This window comes from Streptococcus cristatus, from assembly GCF_003943815.1.
Taxonomy (GTDB): domain Bacteria; phylum Bacillota; class Bacilli; order Lactobacillales; family Streptococcaceae; genus Streptococcus; species Streptococcus cristatus_F.
On record NZ_RJNA01000005.1, the window covers coordinates 59031 to 81847 of the forward strand.

General features: G+C 45.7%; 17 protein-coding genes and 1 pseudogene. 12 read left to right on the forward strand and 6 right to left on the reverse strand.

What is annotated here, in order from left to right; translation table 11 throughout:
- Window positions 1-12 precede the first annotated feature (12 nt).
- From D8872_RS04380 to D8872_RS04395, 3 genes are all read right to left on the reverse strand, one after another.
- Window positions 13-627, reverse strand: coding sequence for a GyrI-like domain-containing protein (locus tag D8872_RS04380; RefSeq protein WP_125390094.1), 615 nt, complete (start codon window positions 625-627; stop codon window positions 13-15).
- Window positions 628-688: 61 nt separating this feature from the next.
- Window positions 689-1588 carry a helix-turn-helix transcriptional regulator gene (locus D8872_RS04385; protein ID WP_125390095.1) on the reverse strand — a complete coding sequence of 300 codons (900 nt, stop codon included), beginning with the start codon at window positions 1586-1588 and terminating at the stop codon, window positions 689-691.
- Window positions 1589-1916: 328 nt separating this feature from the next.
- Window positions 1917-2789 carry a mechanosensitive ion channel family protein gene (locus D8872_RS04395; RefSeq protein ID WP_125390096.1) on the reverse strand — a complete coding sequence of 291 codons (873 nt, stop codon included), beginning with the start codon at window positions 2787-2789 and terminating at the stop codon, window positions 1917-1919.
- A gap of 164 nt (window positions 2790-2953) precedes the next feature.
- Between D8872_RS04395 and sstT the strand changes: the two genes are divergently transcribed.
- The 4 genes from sstT to D8872_RS04420 all read left to right on the forward strand — a co-directional run bounded on the left by sstT (window position 2954) and on the right by D8872_RS04420 (window position 6852).
- Window positions 2954-4171 carry a serine/threonine transporter SstT gene (gene sstT, locus D8872_RS04400; RefSeq protein ID WP_125390097.1) on the forward strand — a complete coding sequence of 406 codons (1218 nt, stop codon included), beginning with the start codon at window positions 2954-2956 and terminating at the stop codon, window positions 4169-4171.
- Window positions 4172-4494: 323 nt separating this feature from the next.
- Window positions 4495-5544: a bifunctional glycosyltransferase family 2/GtrA family protein gene (locus tag D8872_RS04410; protein WP_125390098.1), complete on the forward strand. Its 1050-nt coding sequence runs from the start codon at window positions 4495-4497 to the stop codon at window positions 5542-5544.
- Complete coding sequence (locus tag D8872_RS04415; RefSeq protein ID WP_125390099.1) at window positions 5541-6449, forward strand: phosphodiester glycosidase family protein; 909 nt, start codon at window positions 5541-5543, stop codon at window positions 6447-6449. Before D8872_RS04410 ends, D8872_RS04415 begins: the two co-directional genes overlap by 4 nt.
- Window positions 6430-6852, forward strand: a complete 423-nt coding sequence (locus tag D8872_RS04420) for a hypothetical protein (RefSeq protein ID WP_125390100.1) — start codon at window positions 6430-6432, stop codon at window positions 6850-6852. The genes D8872_RS04415 and D8872_RS04420 overlap by 20 nt, the downstream gene beginning before the upstream one ends.
- Before the next feature lie 137 nt (window positions 6853-6989).
- Here the strand turns inward: D8872_RS04420 and hutI are convergent, their stop codons facing one another.
- Window positions 6990-8255, reverse strand: a complete 1266-nt coding sequence (gene hutI / locus D8872_RS04425; protein ID WP_004188628.1) for an imidazolonepropionase — start codon at window positions 8253-8255, stop codon at window positions 6990-6992.
- Window positions 8256-8451: 196 nt separating this feature from the next.
- On the opposite strand from hutI, the gene hutU reads away from it, so the two are divergent.
- From hutU to hutG, 8 genes and pseudogenes are all read left to right on the forward strand, one after another.
- On the forward strand, window positions 8452-10482 hold the full coding sequence (hutU, locus tag D8872_RS04430; RefSeq protein ID WP_125387974.1) for a urocanate hydratase: 2031 nt from the start codon (window positions 8452-8454) through the stop codon (window positions 10480-10482).
- Between the two features lie 114 nt (window positions 10483-10596).
- Window positions 10597-11496, forward strand: a complete 900-nt coding sequence (gene ftcD / locus D8872_RS04435) for a glutamate formimidoyltransferase (protein ID WP_002903832.1) — start codon at window positions 10597-10599, stop codon at window positions 11494-11496.
- A 14-nt stretch (window positions 11497-11510) separates the two neighbouring features.
- Window positions 11511-12137 (forward strand): cyclodeaminase/cyclohydrolase family protein, encoded by a 627-nt coding sequence (locus D8872_RS04440; protein ID WP_125390101.1) that lies wholly within the window; start codon window positions 11511-11513, stop codon window positions 12135-12137.
- Between the two features lie 66 nt (window positions 12138-12203).
- Window positions 12204-13877, forward strand: coding sequence for a formate--tetrahydrofolate ligase (locus tag D8872_RS04445; RefSeq protein WP_125390102.1), 1674 nt, complete (start codon window positions 12204-12206; stop codon window positions 13875-13877).
- Between the two features lie 12 nt (window positions 13878-13889).
- Window positions 13890-14489, forward strand: a complete 600-nt coding sequence (locus tag D8872_RS04450) for a HutD/Ves family protein (RefSeq protein WP_125390103.1) — start codon at window positions 13890-13892, stop codon at window positions 14487-14489.
- A gap of 75 nt (window positions 14490-14564) precedes the next feature.
- Entirely contained in the window at window positions 14565-15917 is a 1353-nt protein-coding gene (locus D8872_RS04455; RefSeq protein WP_125390104.1) for an APC family permease, read from the forward strand.
- Between the two features lie 5 nt (window positions 15918-15922).
- Window positions 15923-17464: pseudogene (gene hutH, locus D8872_RS04460) on the forward strand (histidine ammonia-lyase).
- A 141-nt stretch (window positions 17465-17605) separates the two neighbouring features.
- The gene (gene hutG / locus D8872_RS04465) at window positions 17606-18595 is read left to right on the forward strand and encodes a formimidoylglutamase (protein ID WP_125390105.1); all 990 of its coding nucleotides are present in this window, start codon (window positions 17606-17608) and stop codon (window positions 18593-18595) included.
- A gap of 78 nt (window positions 18596-18673) precedes the next feature.
- Here hutG and D8872_RS04470 read toward each other — a convergent pair whose 3' ends face one another.
- A complete protein-coding gene (locus tag D8872_RS04470) occupies window positions 18674-21703 on the reverse strand; it encodes an ATP-binding protein (protein ID WP_125390106.1) in 3030 nt (1009 codons plus the stop codon).
- Between the two features lie 166 nt (window positions 21704-21869).
- Window positions 21870-22748: a methylenetetrahydrofolate reductase [NAD(P)H] gene (metF, locus tag D8872_RS04475; protein WP_125390107.1), complete on the reverse strand. Its 879-nt coding sequence runs from the start codon at window positions 22746-22748 to the stop codon at window positions 21870-21872.
- Between the last annotated feature and the right edge of the window lie 69 nt (window positions 22749-22817).

Consider the following 22817-nt stretch of genomic DNA (forward strand, 5'->3'; position numbering starts at 1 on the left):
GACAAATTCCTCCTATCTGACGGAATACCTTAAGATGGTTTTCAACTTTTCTTCTGGTGTCCTATTTTTGTTGTTCAAGTAAATCTCTCTGTGCACTTGGTCGCATCTCTCCAGTCCCAAGCTGCTTGCCAACTCGGCCATTTTTTCAAAAGAAGCCGGCTCACTGTCATAACTTCCTATGTGTAAGACCTGAATGGCCCGCTCCTCTGGTAATCTTTGAAAACAAATGTCGTCGTAGAGAGGATTAGGCTTTTTCTTGCGGACATTCTCAAGCGCTGCCGCAAATATATCCTGATCGATGACATTAGGCTGCTGAATCATGAGCTGATAGCGAAGTCGACTTTTATCGAAGCCTTCCCCAGCAGCTTTTTCCCAGATACCTTCCAAAGGATAAACCGTGAAATCCGTCACCTTATCCTCCGCCTCATCTTTCATCATGGATTTAAAGAGCATTTTTATGGAATAGGCCAGTGAATAAAGGGCAGATACCCGCTCGGAGAAATCCGCTTCATTGGGATTGCCCTCGCCTTCAATCACAATGAACTGTTGACTCGGCACCTCTACTAGCTCTGGCTTTTGCTTGGCCCCATAAAGACCTTTCTCGCTTTTTCTCCATTCATATTTCATCTTGCTGCCTCCTTTTCTCTTCTTATCTATTAGTATACAAGAAGATACCTGACACCCTATGTCAGGTTTTATATTTTTCTGCCAGCTGATGAATCATTTCTTTCATTTTCACTCGGATTTCGGGCGGATCTAAGACCTCCACAGCGTCTCCAAAGGACAGAATATAACTATATAGACGATGGTCGTTGGGAATGTCGATTTCTGTATATAAATTTCCTTCCGCATCTGTCCGAATGTCTCCGCTTAGTTCATCATAAACCCTGAAGGCTACTTTGCGATCAAACTTGACTGCCAGCTTAATGGTATTTTCGTAGGTCAGTTCTTTTTCCAAGACGACATCTTCAAAGCTGTCCTCAAATCTCTCCTCTAGCCGCTCCAAACTTTTCATCCGAGATAACTTAAAATACCTGAATTCCTGTCGCAAGAGGCAAAAGGCATAGAGATACCAATTCTGATTTTTAAAGAACAAGCGTACAGGCTTGACACGACGGCTTGTCTCCCGCTCATCACTAGCAAAGTAAGAAAAAGAAACAAGGTGCTTGCCTAGAATTGCAGTTTTTAGTTGATGAAAGGTATCTTCATATGCTTTATCGTTTTGCCAGTGGTTAAAATCGATTTCGATCCAGTTGGGATTTTTGACTTGAAATAGCGCCGAAAGCTCTGTAAGTAGATCACTCTGGTAAAGCTGACTGGTGCTCTCCAGACCTTGCAGGGCCGCCATGATCTGCTCTTTCTCCTCCGCTGTCAGCAAGGACTTCCGCAAGACAAAATCCTCTGCGATTTCTATACCGCCACCCTTTCCTTGCGTGGTATAAATCGGAATCCCAGCGCTGCTAAGAGAGTCCACATCTCGATAAATGGTCCGGACCGAAACTTCGAATTTCTCTGCTAGCTCCGTTGCAGTCACTTTTCCTCTCTCCAAAATGTAGTACAATATCCGAAATAGTCTATTATTCTGCATGGTCACTCCATCTCCTCTTCCTATTATACAATACTTGCCATAGCATGTCATATTTAAACAGGTTAGACCTCGGATAAGCTATAATGAAAAAGAGAGTGGGACAGAAATCGGTAATTCGTTAGAATTCGATTTCGTCGTCCCACCTCCGCACAGTTGAGTAGGGCTGTAAAAGCTGATGAAATCAGCGTAATAGAGCTCACTCAACCACTGCGTCTTGCTCGACAATCCAAAGACAATTGAGAGGCTAGGACTTTTGTCCCAGCCTCTTTTAGTGATTAGAAAACTTATTTTCAATAGAGGTTGTTTGTCTTTGTTTCCATAATTACTGCTAAACTTTGCCATTATTTCCTGTAACTGGAGCCAAGGTCGGTAGCGCCACTCCTTCTTTTAGCAGGGCTTCATGGTAGAGCCTGTAAAAAATATGATAGATACTGGTCTGCATACCGCCCTCTACTGTCAAGCTTACCCGAAAATTAAACTGGCCGTTAGCAGCCATCTGCGGTCCTAGAATATCAGGCTCCTTCATAATCTCTGGATGCTCTGGTACGGCTTCCTGATTGACAGCGGCGATAATCCGATAAATCTCATCCAAATCCGTCTCAGCATAGATAGGAATATCAATCAAAACCCGCATATCGCCCCGAGAAAGATTACTGACAACAGTGATATTTCGGTTGGGCACAAAGTGAAGAGTTCCGTCCGCATCGCGTACCTGCGTCGTCCGAATCCCGACACTGACAACTATCCCTGCAATCTTGATAGCACCATTGGTCAAGCGAACATTGTCCCCCACATCCAACTGACGCTCTAAGAGAATAAAGAAACCATTGACCAAGTCGGACAGAAAACCCTGCGCCCCCATCCCAATGGCTACGCCGGCAATCCCTGCCCCAGCCAAAAGACTTGAGACCGGCATACCCAAAATGGATAAAATCCAGTAGAACAAAAGAAAATAAAGGGCATAATTGAGCAAATTCTCAATCAGACGTGTAATGGTCTTTTGCCGAGCCTCATCCTGCCGAGATAATTTCAAAGATGGCGCAATCAGTCTAGTCACAAAAAGATGGAGAATTTTCTTAGCCACCCAAAATAGTAAGCACAAAAAGACCAAGGAGACGAATTTTGAAAATACATCATCCAGAATAGCTGACCAGTTGAATTGCTGGAAATAGCGCGTAAAAACATTCTCATTAGCTGTCATTCTTTCCTCCTATGAGATACAAAAATCTTATTCATTATACCACAAAGGGCGACAGATAGGCATCAAAGCACCCTTATTCCACATAGCGAATACTTAAAAAACATTGATTTTATACGACCTCTAGCGTATAATGGAAAACAGTTTATTTTAGAAAGGGAGCTATTATGTTTCATCGAATTCTTTCTGCTTGGAATCGCGCCAACCTTATCAAACGGATTTCTATTGGGATTGTCACAGGCGCCCTGCTGGCTCTCATCTTTCCACAAGCCAGCGCCATTAGCCTCCTCGGCCAAATCTTTGTCGGCGGTCTAAAAGCTATCGCACCACTGCTCGTTTTTACCCTCGTTGCCAATGCCCTCTCTCAGCACCAAAAGGGGCAGAAGAGCAGTATGAAAACCGTCATTATCCTCTATCTAATTGGGACTTTTGCGGCTGCCCTTGTCGCTGTCCTTGCCAATTATATTTTCCCTGTGACCATCGAGCTGACCGCAGCTAGCTCGGAAGTTAGTCCCCCAGAAGGCATCGGCCAAGTTCTGAGCAATCTCCTCCTCAACCTTGTCGATAATCCAATCAACGCCCTGACCAAGGCCAATTATATCGGTATTCTGTCTTGGGCAGTCGTCTTTGGAGTGGCTATGCGAGAAGCAAGTCAGCAAAGTAAAGAACTCTTGAGAACACTGGCAGATATTACTTCGAAGATTGTCGAATGGATTATCAATCTAGCCCCCTTTGGTATTTTAGGTCTAGTATATACGACCATTTCTGGTAAAGGATTTGATGCACTCAAAAGCTACGGCATGCTCCTGCTCCTACTACTGGGTTCCATGGCCCTTGTTGCGCTGGTCGTTAACCCCTTGATTGTCTTCATTATGTTTCGGAAAAATCCTTATTCACTGGTTTGGCGCTGCTTAAAAGTCAGCGGAGTCACTGCCTTTTTCACTCGCAGTTCTGCTGCCAATATCCCTGTTAATATGAAACTTTGTCGAGATTTAGGCCTTAACTCTGAAACCTACTCGGTCTCTATCCCACTCGGTTCAACTATCAACATGGCAGGAGCAGCGGTGACAATCAATACGCTGACCTTTGCAGCAGCCAACACACTGGGCATTCAGGTGGATTTCGGAACAGCACTGGTGCTTAGCGTCGTTGCAGCCATTTCCGCCTGCGGGGCTTCTGGAGTGGCTGGAGGCTCACTTCTCCTGATTCCTGTAGCTTGTAGCCTCTTTGGTATCCCAAATGATCTGGCTATGCAAGTCGTCAGCGTTGGTTTTGTCATCGGTGTCATCCAAGTCTCTTGCGAAACCGCCCTCAACTCATCCACAGATGTACTTTTTACAGCTGTTGCTGAAATGAGCACCTGGCCCAAAGAAAAACGTTATTAAACAAAGCGCTGAGGCTGGGACAAAAGTCCTAGCCTCTCAATTGTCTTTGGATTGTCGAGCAAGACGCAGTGGTTGAGTGGGCTCTACTACGCTGATTTCATCAGCTTTTACAACCCTACTCAACTGTGCGGAGGTGGGACGACGAAGTCGAATTCTAACGAATTACCGATTTCTGTCCCACTCTCAGTTTTTTATTTTGTCCTACGAGATACTTTCCTCACTCTTTCCTTAAAGAAGATTTAACTTTTTCTTAAAGCTAACTGATATCAGCTAGCTTTAAGCCGCAATCTGTATACTTTCTACAAATCATCTAAGAAAGAGGTATGGATATGGACTATCTAGTGATTCCGGCTTACGAGCCCGATTATAATTTGATTAAACTGATTCAAAAAATTCAGAGCAAGAGCGATTTTCATATCATTGTCATCGATGACGGTAGCTCAGCCAAGTGCCAGACAGTCTTTGAGAAGGCTGAACAATATGCGACTGTCCTCCATCACGAAAACAATCAAGGCAAGGGACAGGCGCTGAAAACTGCCTTCACCTACATCCAGTCTCTGGGTCAATACGGAACGGTGGTAACAGCAGATGCGGATGGCCAGCACAAGGTCTGGGATATTTTCCGCGTGGCAGCCAAGGCTGCTGAAAATCCCAATCAGCTGATTCTGGGAGCACGCGCCTTTACTGGCAAGGTACCTCTGCGCAGCCGCTTTGGCAACAGCCTGACTCGGACTCTCTTCAAGCTCCAGACTGGCGTAGGTGTCTCCGATACTCAGACCGGTTTGCGCGCCTTTACGACCAACATGATCCCATTTATGCTAAAGGTAGAGGGCCAGCGCTATGAGTATGAAATGAACATGCTCCTAAAAGCCAGTAAGGAATATCCCATTTTGGAAGTGCCCATTGAGACAGTCTATATCAATGATAATCAAGGTTCGCACTTCCGACCTGTTAGAGACGGACTCATGATTTATAAAAATATCTTTAAATTCGCCCTGACTTCTCTCAGCAGTTTCATCGTGGACTATATGGTCTACGCACTAGCTCTCTTATTTTTAGCTGCTGCTCCGACCAGCCTGAGAATTCTTTTAGCCAACGGGATTGCCCGCGTGACCAGTTCGATCTTCAACTACTCGACCAATAAAAAACTGGTCTTTAAGAACGACGACAGCATTCTCAAGACAGGAACTGGCTATTTCAGCCTAGCTGTAGTGCTCTTTATCCTAGACACACTGCTGATTCGCCTCTTCTATGCTGTCTTCGGTCTCAATCTTCTGCTTGTCAAGATCATCGTCGGACTGCTGCTCTTTACCATCTCTTGGATGGTACAAAAGAGATTTATTTTTAAGGAAAGGACACACACTGCGTTATGAAATTCTTAAAGAAAGGCTATGCCTACGCCTCGATTTTCGGGCTACTTCTGACAGCTTCTTTCAGCTACTCCATGCTGAAAACCTTCGTCATTGCAGAGACTATTTCTACAGTCTCAAGCACTGCTTCATCATCCAATGCCGAGGCTGCCAGCAAGGCTGCTGAAACAGCAACTGTGGCAGATACCAGCTATTCAGACGACAATATCTCGGTCACATTGACTGAAAAGACCGTCAATAATACCCAAGTCTACGTTGCCGATGTGACCATCAGCTCCGCTGAATATTTGAAAACAGCCCTTGCCAACAACACCTACGGAACCAATGTCACCGCCAAGACTTCAGAAACGGCCGCTAATAACAAGGCTATTCTAGCGGTTAACGGCGACTACTACGGTGCCAATTCTACCGGCTATGTTATTCGCAATGGCGTTGTCTACCGTGATACCGTTCGAGAGGACGCCAGCAATGGGGACTTGGCTATCTACAAAGACGGCTCCTTTAAAATCATTTACGAAAATGAAATCTCTGCCGATCAGCTGGTTGAAGACGGCGTGGTCAATCTCTTAGCCTTCGGCCCAGCCCTTGTAGAAAATGGTGAGATTGTCGTGAATACCAAGTCCGAAGTTGGCCAGTCCATGGCTTCCAATCCACGGACAGCTATCGGTATCATTGACGAAAACCACTATATCATCATCGTTTCAGACGGACGCACTTCAGAAAGTCAGGGGCTTTCCCTCTATGAAATGGCTGAAGTCATGAAATCTTATGGCGTCAAGACTGCCTATAACCTTGACGGCGGCGGCTCATCCACTATGTACTTCAACGGTCAGGTCATCAACAAACCTACCACCAACGGAAATATTTCAGAAAGGGCGGTGAGCGACATTGTCTACATCGGTTACTAATCCCAGCAAAAAACGTTTCAAAAAAACGGCTGTTTCCTACATCCTGCTAACGATTTTCTTCTTTGCTTTCAGCAGAATCTATGAATCCTTCAGCTTCGGGGAAACATCTATCCATATGCACTATCTCTTTGCCCTTCCTCTAGTGGGGGGCATCCTCCTCCTGCTCTTCATGAAAATGATTCCCAACCTCTCTCGGCTCAGCCTCAACCTCTGGAACTCAGCTGTAGCCACCATGACAGCCGGCATGCTCTTTCGTGGAATTGTCAACCTATCTGGGCGCTCCACAACACTGGATATGCCCTACTGGTATGTAGGAGCAGCCTTTGCGTCTCTAGCTCTATTCTCCATGGTCTTTACGCGCAGTGTGTGGGTAGATAATAAAGAGACCAACTCAATGTCCTAATCTCATAAAAAAAACAGAAAGGTCGTGGTGTTTAAGCCACGACCTTTATTGAACACAAATCTGCTTTTTTTATAATCAACAATAGAACTTCTAAGAAAATCTTTGCTATCACATGGAAATGGGACTGACTTGTAAAATTAGACGATTCTACCCTGATCAACAACCAACTTTCCTGCTTTATAAACTTGATGGGTCAGGTTAGTCGCAAAGAAATAAAGTGGATAGTCGATATTCTTAGCGTCTAGGATGGTAATGTCAGCCTGCTTGCCAGTATCAAAGCTGCCAATCTTATCTTGACGGTTAACTGAGTAGGCCGCATTGATGGTTACAGCGTTGAGAACTTCTACTGGCGTCAGACGCATCATAAAACAGCCAAGCTGCATAACGAACTGCAGGTTAGCAGTTGGACAGGAGCCTGGATTGCTGTCAGTAGTTAGAGTGATAGCCATGCCAGCTTCCAACATCTTGCGGGCTGGTGCATAGGTATCTTCCATCAGACTGAAGGTAGTTGCTGGTAGGAGATTACCGATAACTTTGGCTTCTGCCATCTTACGAATGCCCTCATCGGTCGCTACCATCAAGTGCTCTGCACTAGTTGCTCCTAGCTCAGCTGCTACATCTACTCCACCAATCGATTCGATTTCATCAGCATGGATACGAAGCTTGAAGCCCATTTCCTTAGCCTTAGAAAGCAGGTAGCGTGACTCATCAGCTGTAAAGACGCCTTTTTCACAGAAAATATCACAAAACTCAGCTAGATTTTCTGCTTTTACCCGAGGCAGCATTTCCTCGACGATGAGCTCCAGATATTCCTGAGAACGTCCCTTGTATTCTGGTGGAACGGCGTGGGCAGCCATAAAGGTCGAAACTAAATCAATCTCATGGTCACGGTCCAAAGCTCCAACGACATCCAGCTGGCGCTTCTCTGTTTCCCAGTCCAGACCGTAGCCACTCTTAGCCTCAACAGTCGTCACCCCATGCAGCAGCATATAGTCTAGCAGCCTCTTGGACTTATCATAGAGAGTGTCAAAAGAAGCTTCTCGTGTCGCCCGGACTGTACTGAGAATTCCGCCGCCTTGAGCAAGAATTTCCAGATAAGGGACACCGGCTAATTTCTTGGCAAATTCATGCTCTCGGCTACCGCCATAGACCAAGTGAGTGTGACAATCAATCAAGCCAGGTGTAGCAATCTTGCCCTCATAAGACTGAATCTTAGTATCTGGTCCAATCAGACTGGCATCTGGCTCTCCACTGCCAACTGCTAGGATTTTGCCGTCTTTGACTGCAATGTAACCGTCCTCCAAGACCTGAGCTTCCTTCATCTCCTCACCAAAAAGGGGATGTCCGAGATCCTTGGGACAGAAGACTTGATTAAAGTGAGTTAATAGTAAATCAGCAGTCATGCTTGTTCCTCCATTTCATTTTCCAACTTATTTACTTTTCATCATAATACACTATCGTCAAATTATAGTCAAAAACCAATATATATTAGATATATTGATATTTTTTATCTTTAGAAATATTTTCTTGACTTTGTACTGACGGCGCTGTTATACAATAAGGTCAAATCTTAAGTTATTTTACAAGGAGGAAATAAACATGTCATTCTACAGCGAACAAGATATTGCAGCAGCAATGACCGTCAAATTAGACGATGTATTACCTGAAAAAACGGTTTTCCAAGAAGGCATCCGTCGAGCACCTGACCGGGGCTTCCGTTTGACTCAAGCTCAAACCGAAATTGCGCTAAAAAATGCCCTTCGCTATATTCCAAAGAGATTCCATGAGGAAGTGATTCCGGAATTCTTAGAAGAACTGAAAACTCGCGGACGGATTTATGGCTACCGCTGGCGTCCAAAAGAACGCATCTACGGCAAACCAATTGACGAGTACAAAGGGAACTGTACTGCAGCCAAAGCTATGCAGGTCATGATTGACAACAACCTGAGCTTTGAAATCGCCCTTTATCCTTATGAATTGGTTACTTATGGGGAAACTGGATCTGTCTGTGCTAACTGGATGCAGTACAACCTCATCAAGAAATACTTGGAAGTCATGACTGACCATCAAACCTTGGTCGTGGAATCTGGCCACCCACTCGGACTTTTCAAATCTAAACCAGAAGCTCCTCGTGTTATCATCACTAACGGCCTCTTGGTCGGTGAATATGACAATATGAAGGACTGGGAAATTGCAGAAGAAATGGGCGTGACCAACTATGGTCAAATGACAGCAGGTGGCTGGATGTACATCGGCCCTCAAGGTATCGTTCATGGTACTTTCAACACCCTCCTCAATGCTGGGCGCTTGAAACTGGGTGTAGCTGATGATGGCGACCTGACTGGCAAACTCTTTATCTCTTCTGGTCTGGGTGGTATGAGTGGAGCTCAAGGGAAAGCAGCTGAAATTGCTAAAGCTGTGGCAATCGTAGCTGAAGTAGACCAATCTCGGATTGAAACCCGCCACTCCCAAGGCTGGATTAGCCAATTGGCTGAAAGTCCAAAAGAAGCTATCGACTTGGCTCAAAAAGCTCTGGAAGCTGGCGAATCAACTTCCATTGCCTATCATGGTAACATTGTAGACCTCTTGGAATACGTCAACGAGAACAATATCCATGTAGATCTGCTTTCTGACCAAACTTCTTGCCACAATGTTTACGACGGCGGCTACTGTCCGGCTGGTATCAGCTTTGAAGAACGGACTCGTCTCCTGGCTGAAGACAAGGAAACCTTTGCTAAATTGGTTGACCAAACCTTGGAACGTCACTTCAAGGCAATCAAGACTCTGACTAGCAACGGCACCTACTTCTTTGACTACGGTAATGCCTTTATGAAGGCAGTCTATGACTCTGGCATCAAGGAAATTTCTAAAAACGGCTTTGACGACAAAGACGGCTTCATCTGGCCATCTTATGTAGAAGATATCATGGGCCCAATGCTCTTTGACTATGGTTATGGTCCTTTCCGTTGGGTATGTCTGAGCGGTAAGCACGAAGACCTAGTCGCTACTGACCATGCAGCTATGGAAGTGATCGACCCTAACCGCCGCTACCAAGACCGCGACAACTACAACTGGATCCGCGATGCAGAAAAGAACCAGCTGGTTGTTGGAACCCAAGCTCGGATTCTCTACCAAGACTGTATGGGACGCGTCAATATCGCCCTCAAGTTCAATGAATTAGTCCGCGAAGGCAAGATTGGTCCTGTCATGATTGGCCGTGACCACCACGACGTATCTGGTACTGACTCTCCATTCCGTGAAACTTCCAATATTAAGGACGGTTCTAATGTTACCTGCGACATGGCTGTGCAATGTTACGCTGGTAACGCAGCTCGCGGTATGAGCCTGGTAGCTCTCCACAACGGTGGCGGAACTGGTATCGGTAAAGCAATCAACGGTGGCTTTGGCTTGGTATTAGACGGTAGTGAACGTATTGATGAAATCATCAAATCTGCTATCGCTTGGGATACAATCGGCGGAGTTGCTCGTCGTAACTGGGCACGTAATGAGCATGCTATTGAGACAGCTATCGAGTACAACCGTCTCCACCAAGGAACAGACCACATTACCATTCCGTACTTAACTGACGAAGATTTGGTCAAAGAATCTGTTAAAAAATTGTTCGAATAGAAAAAACTTGTCCCCCAACTTCTGAACTGAGCTAGGTGTCAACCTAGCTCAGACGGAAGTTCCACTTTATCTACTTTGTAAATTTTAATAACATATAACACGAGGTAATATCTTATGGCAAAAATTGTTGAATGTATTCCTAACTTTTCTGAAGGCCGCAACCAAGCGGTCATTGACGGTCTAGTGGAAGTAGCTAAGAGTGTGCCAGGCGTAACACTTTTGGACCACTCTTCTGATGCCAGCCACAACCGCAGCGTCTTTACCCTGGTCGGTGATGATCAAAACATTCAGGAAGTTGCCTTTCGTTTGGTCAAATACGCTTCTGAAAATATTGACTTGACCAAACACCAGGGTGAACACCCTCGTATGGGCGCAACTGATGTCCTGCCTTTTGTACCAATCAAGGACATCACAAGTGAGGAATGCGTAGAAATTGCGAAGACCGTATCTGAGCGGATCAATCGTGAGCTCGGTATTCCTATCTTCCTCTATGAAGATGCAGCGACTCGTCCAGAGCGTAAGAACTTGGCCAAGGTTCGTAAAGGACAATTTGAAGGCATGCCTGAAAAGCTCTTGGAACCTGACTGGGCTCCAGACTATGGTGAAAGAAAGATTCACCCAACTGCTGGTGTCACTGCTGTCGGAGCTAGGATGCCGCTCATCGCCTACAACATCAACTTGGATACAGACAATCTGGAAATTGCCAACAACATTGCCAAAATCATCCGTGGATCAAGCGGTGGCTACAAGTACTGTAAAGCTATCGGCGTTATGCTGGAAGACCGCAACATTGCTCAGGTTTCTATTAACATGGTCAATCTAGAAAAATTCCCACTCTATCGCGTCTTTGAAACTGTTCGCTTTGAAGCTAAGCGCTACGGAGTTGGAATCCTCGGCTCAGAAGTCATCGGTTTGGCTCCAGCTAAGGCTTTGATTGACGCAGCAGAATACTATCTGCAAATCGAAGACTTTGACTACGGCAAGCAAGTTCTGGAAAACCATTTGCTGGGCTAGGAGGACAAAAACCTATGAAATTAGTAGATTTAAGCTTGACAGAATTTGCCCAAGTCCTAGGCTCAGACGCTCCTGCACCAGGAGGCGGCTCTGCCGCTGCTCTTTCCGCAGCGAACGGTATTTCCCTGACCAAGATGGTCTGTGAATTGACCCTTGGCAAAAAAAAATACGCAGAATTTGAAGCAGAAATTGCTCAAGTACATGCTGAAAGCGCTCGACTCCAAGAAAGCCTGCTCGCAGCTATTGACAAGGACACTGAAGCCTTCAATCTAGTCTCCGCTGTCTTTGATATGCCTAAGGAAACGGAGGAAGACAAGGCTGCCCGTCGGGAAGCTATGCAACAAGCCCTCAAGGAAGCGACCAAGTCACCTTATGGCATGATGGAAGACATCTTGGCTGCCCTGCAAACAACCCAAAAGGCTGTCGGCAAGTCCAATACCAACGCTGCCAGCGACCTGGGGGTAGCAGCTCTCAACCTTAAGGCTGGTTTGCAAGGGGCTTGGCTCAATGTCCTCATCAACCTGTCAGGTGTCAAGGATGAAGCATTCGTCGCAGACTACCGCAGCAAGGGTGAAGAGCTCCTGCAAAAAGGCAGCGCCCTAGCCGATGAAATTTATCAAGAAATTTTGAAAGTTGTCTAATAGATAAACGGAAGAGAAGTTCGCTCTTTCCCATGAATGGACTTCCTCTTCTCAAGAGGTAACAATATGGTTTTATCAGATATTGAAATTGCCAATTCGGTTCAAATGAAGCCCATCAAAGAGGTTGCAGAAAAGCTTGGAATTGATGAAGACGCCTTGTCTCTTTATGGAAATTACAAGGCAAAAATCAGTGCCGGCCAACTGGAATCCTTAAAAGACAAGCCAGACGGCAAACTGATTCTCGTGACAGCCATTTCTCCGACACCAGCCGGAGAAGGCAAGACAACGACTTCTGTCGGATTGGTCGATGCTCTAGCTGCTATCGGTAAAAAAGCCGTTATCGCTCTGCGGGAACCTTCACTCGGACCTGTCTTTGGTATCAAGGGCGGAGCTGCTGGTGGTGGACGCGCTCAAGTTGTGCCCATGGAGGACATCAACCTCCACTTCACTGGTGACTTTCATGCCATCGGTGTTGCCAACAACCTGCTGGCGGCCCTCATTGACAACCACATCCACCATGGCAATGCCTTAGGCATCGACTCTCGCCGCATCACTTGGAAGCGGGCAGTTGATATGAATGACCGGCAGTTGCGCCACATTGTGGATGGCTTGCAGGGTAAGGTCAACGGTGTTCCGCGTGAAGATGGTTTTGACATTACAGTTGCTTCTGAGGTTATGGCTATTCTCTGTCTGTCAGAAAATATCACCGATCTCAAGAACCGTTTGGAAAAAATCATCATTGGCTACAGCTTTGAAGGTAAGCCAATAACTGCTAAGGATCTGAAAGCTGGTGGCGCTATGGCTGCTGTCCTCAAAGACGCCATCCATCCAAACTTGGTTCAAACTCTGGAACACACACCAGCCCTGATTCACGGTGGACCTTTTGCCAACATTGCCCATGGCTGTAACAGTGTCCTAGCTACCAAGCTGGCTCTCAAATATGCCGACTATGCAGTCACAGAAGCTGGTTTCGGTGCTGACCTGGGTGCTGAAAAATTCATTGATATCAAGTGTCGTACATCTGGTCTTCGTCCAGCGGCTGTAGTTCTGGTTGCTACCATCCGCGCTCTCAAGATGCACGGTGGTGTGGCTAAGAGTGATTTGGCTGAAGAAAATGTCCAAGCCGTTGTAGATGGGCTGCCAAACTTAGAAAAACATCTGGAAAACATTCAAGATGTTTATGGATTGCCAGCAGTCGTTGCCATCAATAAATTCCCTCTGGATACCGAAGCAGAATTGCAAGCAGTTTATGACGCCTGCCAAAAACGCGGCGTTGACGTCGTGATTTCCGACGTCTGGGCAAATGGCGGAGCTGGCGGTAAAGAGTTGGCTGAAAAAGTCGTGGAACTGGCCGAAGGAGACAATCACTTCCAATTTGTATATAATGAAGAGGACTCCATTGAGATCAAGTTGAACAAGATCGTTACCAAGGTCTATGGAGGCAAGGGCGTTCGCCTGACTCCTGCTGCTAAACGCGAGCTCAAACAGCTGGAAGAGCTAGGCTTCTCCAACTATCCTATCTGTATGGCTAAGACTCAGTACTCCTTCTCAGACGATGCTAAAAAGCTAGGTGCGCCTAAAGACTTTGTTGTGACTATTAGCCAGCTCAAAGTTTCTGCTGGTGCAGGCTTTATCGTTGCTCTGACTGGTGCAATCATGACCATGCCAGGATTGCCTAAGGTGCCAGCCAGCGAAAAGATTGACGTCGACAAAGATGGCAATATCAGCGGTTTGTTCTAATAAATACCAAAAATGACAAATATAACTCTTCTAAAATCAAACGATTTTCAAGTTTCCGATTGGTCGGGGGGAAAGACAAAACAACTTTATCTTTCCCCGCCAACTGGCCACTATGGCAAGCGGGACTTTGACTATCGACTCTCAACAGCGACTGTAGAGTTGGCTGAAAGTCAGTTTTCTGACCTCAGCGGCTTTCACCGCATTCTCATGAGCCTGGACCACACACTTCATCTCCACAATGCCAGTCGGCAGGAGGAAACGGTTCTAGCTCCCTTTACCCCCTATTTTTTCGAAGGGAGTGATTCTATCACAAGTCGTGGGACTTGTACCGACTTTAACTTAATCTACAGCGACCATTATCAGGGACAGATGCTTGCCATCTCGGATGGACAAGAGCTTAGCCGAGATGAAGCCATTCAATTTATCTATGTCTTAAGTGATTTGATGGTGACAGGAACAGACCTGTCATCGCTTAACCTAAAGGCAGGGCAACTTCTGATAGTGGAAAAAGAGACTCAGGAAACTGAGTTGCAAATAATGTTTTCGAGTAACCAGCCAACGGGTGCTCCCCTTGCTATATGGGCTGGTTTGACCCATATCCCTACTAAGTAAAGATACAAGGATGTCCTATCATCGTTCTATCTTTACTAGGAAAGGATCCCACATCTCTAAAGGAGAAACATTATTATGAATGCGACTAAACTCACTGCAAAAGAACAAGAGCGAGAAAATGCGAAATTCAGCTTTTCTGGCGCTACTCTCTATGGTATCAATGCTGTTATCGGTTCAGGAATTTTCCTCCTACCTCAAAAGATTTATAAAGGGCTGGGTCCTGCTTCTCTAGCTGTCATGCTGGGAACAGCCCTCCTCGTTATCCTCTTAGCCGTCTGCTTGGCAGAAACTGCTGGTTATTTTAATAAAAACGGCGGAGCCTTCCAATATTCCAAAGCAGCCTTTGGGGACTTTGTCGGATTTAATGTTGGCTTCCTAGGCTGGGCGGTTACCATCATCGCTTGGTCAGCAATGGCAGCAGGATTTGCGAGACTTTTTGTCATTACTTTTAAATCCTTTGCCCCCTATGAACTTTTACTCAGTGTGAGCCTGATTATCCTACTCAGTCTGATGAATATCTCAGGTCTTAAGACTTCTAAAATGTTCACCTTGACCGCAACCGTAGCCAAGCTCATCCCAATTGTCGCTTTCAGTCTATGTGCGATTTTCTTCATCAAAGGAGGAATTGACAAGGGAAACTTCACTCCGTTTGTTCAGCTAGAACCTGGCGTAGATATCATGAAAGCCATCTCTAGTACAGCGATCTACATTTTCTACGGTTTCATCGGATTTGAAACCATGTCTATCGTTGCTGGTGAAATGCGCAACCCAGAAAAGAATGTGCCTCGGGCTATTTTGGGCTCTATCAGTATTGTCTCTGTTCTCTATATGCTAATTATCGCAGGAACTATCGCCATGCTAGGCAGCCGTATCCTGCAAACAGATGCCTCTGTGCAAGACGCTTTTGTCGAAATGATTGGCCCTGCTGGAGCATGGATTGTTTCTATCGGAGCGCTGATCTCTATTGCTGGACTTAACATTGGGGAATCTATCATGGTCCCACGTTATGGTGCAGCCATTGCAGATGAAGGCTTGTTGCCTAAAAAAATCGCCGAAACCAACGCTAAAAACGCCCCTGTAATTGCCATTATTATCTCCGGACTTTTAGCCATTGCCCTGCTCTTTACAGGAACATTTGAAGTATTAGCGGCTCTCAGCGTAGTCTTCCGCTTCTTCCAATACATCCCAACTGCTCTAGCCGTATTGGTATTGAGAAAGAAATATCCAGATAAGAAAGTGGTCTTCCGCGTTCCATTTGGTCCAGTCATTCCAATTTTAGCGGTTCTAGTCAGCCTCATCATGATTTGGGGTGAAAACCCAATGAACTATGTCTATGGTCTCATCGGTGTCCTTGTCGCCAGCGCAGTCTACTATATCTACATAGTACTGATTTGTAAAAATAAAGTTCTTGAACAAAAAGGAGAATGAATCTTATGACACATGTAATCAATTTGGATGGCGAACACCTTACTTTAGAAGATGTCATTGCTGTAGCTCGTCATTGAGCTATCTGCGAAATCAACCAAGAAGCTAAGAAAGCTGTAGAAGCTTCCCGTAAAATCGTAGATGACATCGTCCGCGAAAAGCGGGTAGTCTACGGCGTTACGACTGGATTTGGCTCCCTCTGCAATGTCAGCATCTCGCCAGAAGATACGACTCAGCTGCAGGAAAACTTGATTCGCACCCATGCTTCAGGATTTGGCGATCCTCTTCCTGAAGATGCAGTTCGTGCTATCATGTTAATTCGGATTAATTCTCTGGTCAAGGGCTATTCTGGTATCCGGCTCTCTACTGTCGAAAAACTTCTGGAATTGCTCAATAAAGGCGTCGTGCCATTTATTCCAGAAAAAGGTTCTCTCGGTGCCTCTGGCGACTTAGCACCGCTGGCTCACATGGTTCTGCCTATGCTAGGACTGGGGCGCGCTTACTATCAAGGCCAATTGCTCTCTGGACAAGAAGCTTTGGACAAGGCCGGCATCGAGAAAATTGCTCTAGCAGCCAAGGAAGGGCTGGCACTGATTAACGGAACGACTGTCCTGACAGGTATCGGAGCTCTGGCTACCTACGATGCCATCCAGCTACTTAAATTGTCAGATGTCGCTGGTGCCCTTTCCATGGAGGTCCACAATGGTATTACCAGTCCATTTGAAGAAGACCTACATACCATCCGTCCTCAAAGCGGACAGCTGGCTACAGCCCGCAATATCCGCAACCTTCTGGAAGGCAGTGGCAACACAACTGTAGCCACTCAACAACGGGTCCAAGACCCATATACCCTGCGTTGTATTCCGCAGATTCATGGTGCCAGCAAGGACTCTATCGCTTATGTTAAGACCAAGGTAGAGATTGAAATCAACTCTGTTACAGACAACCCTATCATCACCAAGGAAGGCCATGTCATCTCAGGCGGTAACTTCCACGGAGAACCAATGGCTCAGCCATTCGACTTCCTAGGCATCGCTATTTCTGAAATCGGAAATGTATCCGAGCGTCGTGTAGAGCGTCTAGTCAACAGCCAATTGAGCAAGCTCCCATCCTTCTTGGTCAAACACCCAGGACTCAACTCTGGCTTTATGATTACTCAGTATGCTTGTGCTTCGCTTGCTTCTGAAAACAAAGTTCTATCTCATCCAGCCAGCGTAGACTCTATCCCATCTTGTGAAAACCAAGAAGACTTTGTCAGCATGGGAACTACTGCAGCACGCAAGGCAGCTGAGATTCTCAAGAATTCTCGCCGCATCGTGGCAACAGAAATCATGGCAGCCTGCCAAGCTCTGGATCTGAAACCAGAAAACCATGAACTTGGTAAAGGAACCAAGCCAGCCTACGACCTCTTCCGCCAGCATGTCCGCTTTATCGAGTTTGATAAGGATATCGAAATCTACGAAGAGCTCAACAAGGCTTCTGAGCTGATTGAAAGCGATGAATTTCTAGCAGCCGTTGAAAAGGCTGTGGACTTGAGCATTCAGTTCTAAAGCTGATGACTCTGTAAAAAGTTAACCTAAGAAGCCCGCTCACATGCAGTTGGGCTTCTTTTCCCGCCAAAAACCATTGACAGGCTTAGCGGAAACTCTTATAATAAAGTCGCAACTATCGTTATCAAAAAGGACAAAATTATGTTAGAAGATTACTATCAGCTAGACAACCGTTACTATCAGCGAGGTCCAGAGGACAATCTATATACTGCTAAGTGGGGCATGGTCATTGAGTTTCTGGACTTAAATGATCTTAGCTTAACTCCTTTTGAAGGGGTAAACTTTGCCTTGATTGGCTTCAAGAGCGACAAGGGTGTCTATATCAATAACGGCCGAGTGGGGGCTGTCGAAGGACCACAAGCTATCCGAACTCAGCTGGCCAAACTTCCTTGGCATCTAGGTAGAAACGTTCGCGTCTTTGACGTTGGCGATATCGACGGGCCTAACCGCTCTCTGGGACAACTGCAGCAAAGCTTGGCACGAGCAGTCAAACGCCTGCGAGAGCTTAATCTCCGACCCATCGTTCTAGGCGGCGGTCACGAAACAGCCTACGGCAACTATCTAGGTCTCAAGTCGTCACTAAATCCTGACCAAAACTTAGCTGTGATCAATATGGATGCCCATTTTGACCTACGCCCCTACGATCAGACGGGTCCCAACTCCGGTACCGGTTTTCGTCAAATGTTTGATGATACCTTAGCTCAGAAACAGATCTTTAACTATCTCATCCTAGGGATTCAGGAGCATAATAACAATCTCTTTCTCTTTGACTTTGTAGCCAAATCTAAGGCTATCCAGTTCCTGACTGGAATGGACATTTACCAAATGGGTCACAAGGAAGTCTGCAAGGTAGTTGATGCTTTTCTAGCCGATAAGGAGCAGGTCTATTTAACCATTGATATTGACTGCTTTGCAGCTGGCGCTGCTCCTGGTGTAAGTGCCATTCAGTCACTGGGGGTAGACCCCAATCTGGCTGTGCTGGTCTTCCAGCACATCGCTGCGTCAGGCAAACTGATTGGCTTTGACATCGTCGAAGTCTCTCCACCTCACGATATAGATAACCACACGGCCAACCTAGCGGCAAGTTTTGTCTTTTACCTAACCCAAGTCTGGGCACAAGTACATGATTAATGGGGATTTAAAAACTTCATTAAGAACATCAAAAGAGGATGAACATTGCTTTCATCCTCTTTTATTTGTGTTCAATTCTTAAGACAAGGTTCGACGTAAGTTTTCTAATTCCTTTAGCTGGTGGCGGTCGCGATAAGGATTGAGTTGACTCTTGGCCGTTTCATAGTAGGTTTCAAAGTCCTGAGCTAGTAAATTTTCAAAACCAGCTTCCTGCAAGCTCCCAGCTAGCTGGCGATACTTGATCACAGCCATCAGATAGTAGATCAAGCCCTTGTCCCGCGGATTGCCATAGCGACTAATGAGACTATCCTTTTTCCGCAGCAGATCAAGCACCGGCTGGTAATCCCCCTTCTCGCAGCCAATCAAGGCCAAATAAACTTCCAGCTGGGTCTCCTTCCAAGGAAAGCTGAGCGACTTCAGGGCTACTTTCGCTTTCAGCAAGATTCGCTCCGCCTTTTCATAATCCTTTAGCTGATAATAAGTCAGCCCCAAGCCTATATAGAAAGCAAAAATCGAAGGCTCTGCTGTTTTATTTTCCGTCAGCTCAATCGCCTCTTTCTGATGAGCCAGCGCTGTCGTGAAATTCCCACGAATCTGCTCAATCTCTGCCAGATAATCTAGAGCCGCCGCAATCTGAATCGAATACTTTGAGCGCAACGAAGCCGTCAAACTAAAGCAATCGATAGACTGGTAGAGATGACGGAGCGACTGCTCCTCATCTCCAATCATGAGATGATAAAGCCCCTTAAGTCGAAGATTCATTGCAATAGCTTCGTGATTATTGGCCTGAACCGAAGCATCCAGAGCCAACTCCGTATAATAGCGCATCTCAGGAATATTCTCCGTCTGTATGCAATAGTAAATCATCTGCCGATAGCCTTCTAGGAGAAACTCCATCTGCTGTAGCTCTTTAGCAGAAGCAATCACCTGCTGGATGTTGTCCATCCCCTGCTGGTAATTCCCCGTCCGGATGGCATAGCGCCCTTCCAGATAGAGAAAACGGAGAACCAATAGCTGAAAATCTTTGTGATTCTGGTGTTTTCTTTCTAAGTCCTCTATCTCCCGACGGATACGGTCAAACTGGTCTAAAACCGCAGACTGATTGCTATCATCCGTCTTTTCGATAAAGCCAAACTCCCGTGAATAAATCGGAAATAGCTCATGATGAAACTGCAAGGTGGCCTCGAGATAATGCAACTCATACTCCAAAGACTTAATCGGTTGTTTAGACATCTTATAATGATAGGCAATGTCATTGAGCAGCTGAGCATGATAGAGAGAGACTCCCAGCTGGTCTTCCATGCCTTGGGCAATCTGGTGATGTAGCATCCGCTTCTTGGCAAGCGGCAAGCGCTCATAAGCATAAATCCGCAAAAGCTCCTGGCTGAATCGTAAAACCAATTCCTCCTGCTCCTCTTCTATTAAAAGCTGCTTTTGCCCAAATCCTTCCGCAATTTCGACCACTTCTTCCACAGATAGGCCTAGCAACTTAGCTAAGAGCGCAACCGAAGCAGGGGAACTAAAGCAAGCCAGATAGTCAACCAATTCCTCCTCCTGGCTGCTCAAATAGCCTAATTTCAGAGATAGTTTTGCTTTAATAGCTGAGGTCAATGGCTGGAATTTCTCACCTCGCAGAAGCTGTTCCGCATACTCCGATAAAAAGAAAGGAATGCCCTGACTGACCCGATAAATAGCCTCAAGCCGTTCTTCAGATATAGCTAACTGTCCCGTCTGGGCCTGCAAATACGCCACACTTGCCTTAAAATCCAGCGGCTGCAGTTCAATGCAGTCTAGCTGGCTACGAAGCAATAAGCGATTGAAAAAACGTCCAAGATAAGGTGGCGTACTCAGATGCTTGGTCAGCACAAAGGCTACTGGATAATCCCTCAAATGGTTCATAACCTGCTCTAAAACAGCCACACTAGCCTCATCCATCCAGTGACAGTCCTCAACCAAGATCACCAGAGCCTTTTTCTTAGAAATCTTTTGCAAAATATCCAGTACAAACCAAGCCAGACGATCCGTATTCAGCTCAAAATCCGAAGCCTCACCTGCCATCATCGGAAAATAACTATCCAAAATAACCTGCCACTGGCTGGTCGAAAGGATCTGATGCTGAATGACTAAGTCGCCCAAGCCATCTAGCAGACTGCGCCAAGGCTGCAATCCGACCGTCATTTCTTCCTTGAAGCACTCTGCCATAACAATCTGGAAATACTTGGTCTGATTAGCCAGTACTTGTCGGGTTACTGTCCGTTTACCGATACCAGTACCACCGACTAAGAGCAGCGCACGAGGTTCTTGCCTCTCTAAAATCTTAGAAAAATAAGATTCCAAACGCTTGATTTCATCCACTCGACCAAAAAAGTGGTCCGTATTACGTAAAAATTGCTTGATTTTGCGCTCACTGCGATCCTTAGCCATCACTTCATGGTACAGCTGTTGAATTGCTTCATTCGGACTAATCCCCAATTCCTTGTCCAAGAGATTGACCAATTTATAATAAGTCTCAATCACCTTACCAGGTCGATCATTCTCCTGATAGAGCTTCATCAGCAGATGATAATTCTTCTCATCAAACTCATCAATACTGATCATACGACGCAGATTTCGCTCTGATTCCTCCAAATTTGACGGTTCTTTTTCCAACTTTTGGTAGCAAGCTTGGATATAGATCTGCTCATATCGCGTCCGCATCTTGGACACCCAATAATCAAAAGCCTCGCTGTCCTTGAGATAGAAGCCCTGCAGAAAATCACCCTGATAGAGCGACAGATGCTCCGCTGGATGGTTCGTGAAAATTTCTACATCACTTTCAATCGCACACTCGGGATTAAGCGACAGCACAGTCCGGTTGGGAGCAACAATCCATTCTCCACCTAGTAGCTTATTGGCTTGATAAATTGTGTTGCGCAGATTCTTTTTGGCAGTCTGATTATCCTTGTTTTCCCAGAGGATCCCCGCAATCTCCTCCCGATTGACTGTCCCATTGATATGGAGATAATAGAGCAAAGCATTGATTTTGGCAAAAGGAAAAAAGACTTCCTCCTGATTAAGAAAAATACTCGGATTTCCCAACAATTTCAACTTCAAACGATCTTCGGTCATGTAAACGCCTCCAAGAAAGCTTATAAAACTAATATAAACAAAATAAGACATTTTAGCAAGCAAGAAAAGAACGACTCTATCATTTATCAGCTTCTAAATGATCAAAATCTATAAACAAAAACCACTAAACAGCAAATGAATCTGATTAGTGGTTTCTTCATTCATCTTAAAAAGATTGAACGGATGGGGTATGGTTAAAGAGCGCATGGGTCGCCTTATAGATATGGTAAGCTGTTGCCGCGTTATTCATCGTATAGAGATGGATCCCTGCTACATCATGGGTCACCAAATCGACAATTTGATCCACCGCATAGGCTAAACCAGCTGTCCGCAGAGATTCTGGATCATGTTCATACTTATCCAGAATAGCCTTGAATTTGCGCGGAAGATGAATATTCTCACACGTTTTCAAAAGACGAAGCGCTTGGTTTCGGTTAAGAATCGGCATGATACCTGCATGAATCGGAACATCAATCCCAGCCAAGGTACATTTGTCTTGGAAATCATAGAAACGTTCATTGTCAAAGAAGAGCTGAGTGACAAGACTAGAGCAGCCCGCATCCACTTTCTTCTTCAGATTTTGAATATCCGAAATCTGATTTGGAGAATCTGGATGGCCTTCTGGATAGCAGGCTCCGATGATGTCAAAATGCGGTGCTGCTGTCTTGATATACTCAATCAAGTCAGTCGCATATCTAAAATCATCCTTAGGCGCCACATCTGGAAAAATATCGCCTCGCAAAGCCAAAATCTGATTAACTCCAACACGATCCAGAGCCTGCAAGATATTGGACACCATTTCCTTGGTTAGATAAACAGCTGGCAAATGGGCAATCGTTGGAATCTCAAGGTCATTGGAGATGAACTCAGCCAAACGAACCGTTGTCTCCTCAATATCAAATTTATTATTGCTGGCAGTCACACTGATAAAGTGGGGAGCCAGGTCTTGCATCTCCCTCAACGCCTGAAAAATCTTATCATTGCCTACTGCCGGATTAGGAGGAAATACTTCAAATGAGAGACTAGGAGTTTGGCGATTCACCATAGAGATAAAATTCCTTTCAATCTACTAACTAGCAGCCTATAACAAACCTGCAAACAGCTTTGTTGCAGG

Coding starts and splice junctions, on each gene's coding strand:
- D8872_RS04380 (WP_125390094.1), bottom strand. CDS start 627: ATGAAATATGAATGGAGAAAAAGCGAGAAAGGTCTTTATGGGGCCAAG.
- ftcD (WP_002903832.1), top strand. CDS start 10,597: ATGGCAAAAATTGTTGAATGTATTCCTAACTTTTCTGAAGGCCGCAAC.
- hutI (WP_004188628.1), bottom strand. CDS start 8,255: ATGACTGCTGATTTACTATTAACTCACTTTAATCAAGTCTTCTGTCCC.
- D8872_RS04415 (WP_125390099.1), top strand. CDS start 5,541: ATGAAATTCTTAAAGAAAGGCTATGCCTACGCCTCGATTTTCGGGCTA.
- hutU (WP_125387974.1), top strand. CDS start 8,452: ATGTCATTCTACAGCGAACAAGATATTGCAGCAGCAATGACCGTCAAA.
- D8872_RS04385 (WP_125390095.1), bottom strand. CDS start 1,588: ATGCAGAATAATAGACTATTTCGGATATTGTACTACATTTTGGAGAGA.
- hutG (WP_125390105.1), top strand. CDS start 17,606: ATGTTAGAAGATTACTATCAGCTAGACAACCGTTACTATCAGCGAGGT.
- D8872_RS04445 (WP_125390102.1), top strand. CDS start 12,204: ATGGTTTTATCAGATATTGAAATTGCCAATTCGGTTCAAATGAAGCCC.
- D8872_RS04395 (WP_125390096.1), bottom strand. CDS start 2,789: ATGACAGCTAATGAGAATGTTTTTACGCGCTATTTCCAGCAATTCAAC.
- D8872_RS04450 (WP_125390103.1), top strand. CDS start 13,890: ATGACAAATATAACTCTTCTAAAATCAAACGATTTTCAAGTTTCCGAT.
- metF (WP_125390107.1), bottom strand. CDS start 22,748: ATGGTGAATCGCCAAACTCCTAGTCTCTCATTTGAAGTATTTCCTCCT.
- D8872_RS04455 (WP_125390104.1), top strand. CDS start 14,565: ATGAATGCGACTAAACTCACTGCAAAAGAACAAGAGCGAGAAAATGCG.
- D8872_RS04470 (WP_125390106.1), bottom strand. CDS start 21,703: ATGACCGAAGATCGTTTGAAGTTGAAATTGTTGGGAAATCCGAGTATT.
- sstT (WP_125390097.1), top strand. CDS start 2,954: ATGTTTCATCGAATTCTTTCTGCTTGGAATCGCGCCAACCTTATCAAA.
- D8872_RS04440 (WP_125390101.1), top strand. CDS start 11,511: ATGAAATTAGTAGATTTAAGCTTGACAGAATTTGCCCAAGTCCTAGGC.
- D8872_RS04410 (WP_125390098.1), top strand. CDS start 4,495: ATGGATATGGACTATCTAGTGATTCCGGCTTACGAGCCCGATTATAAT.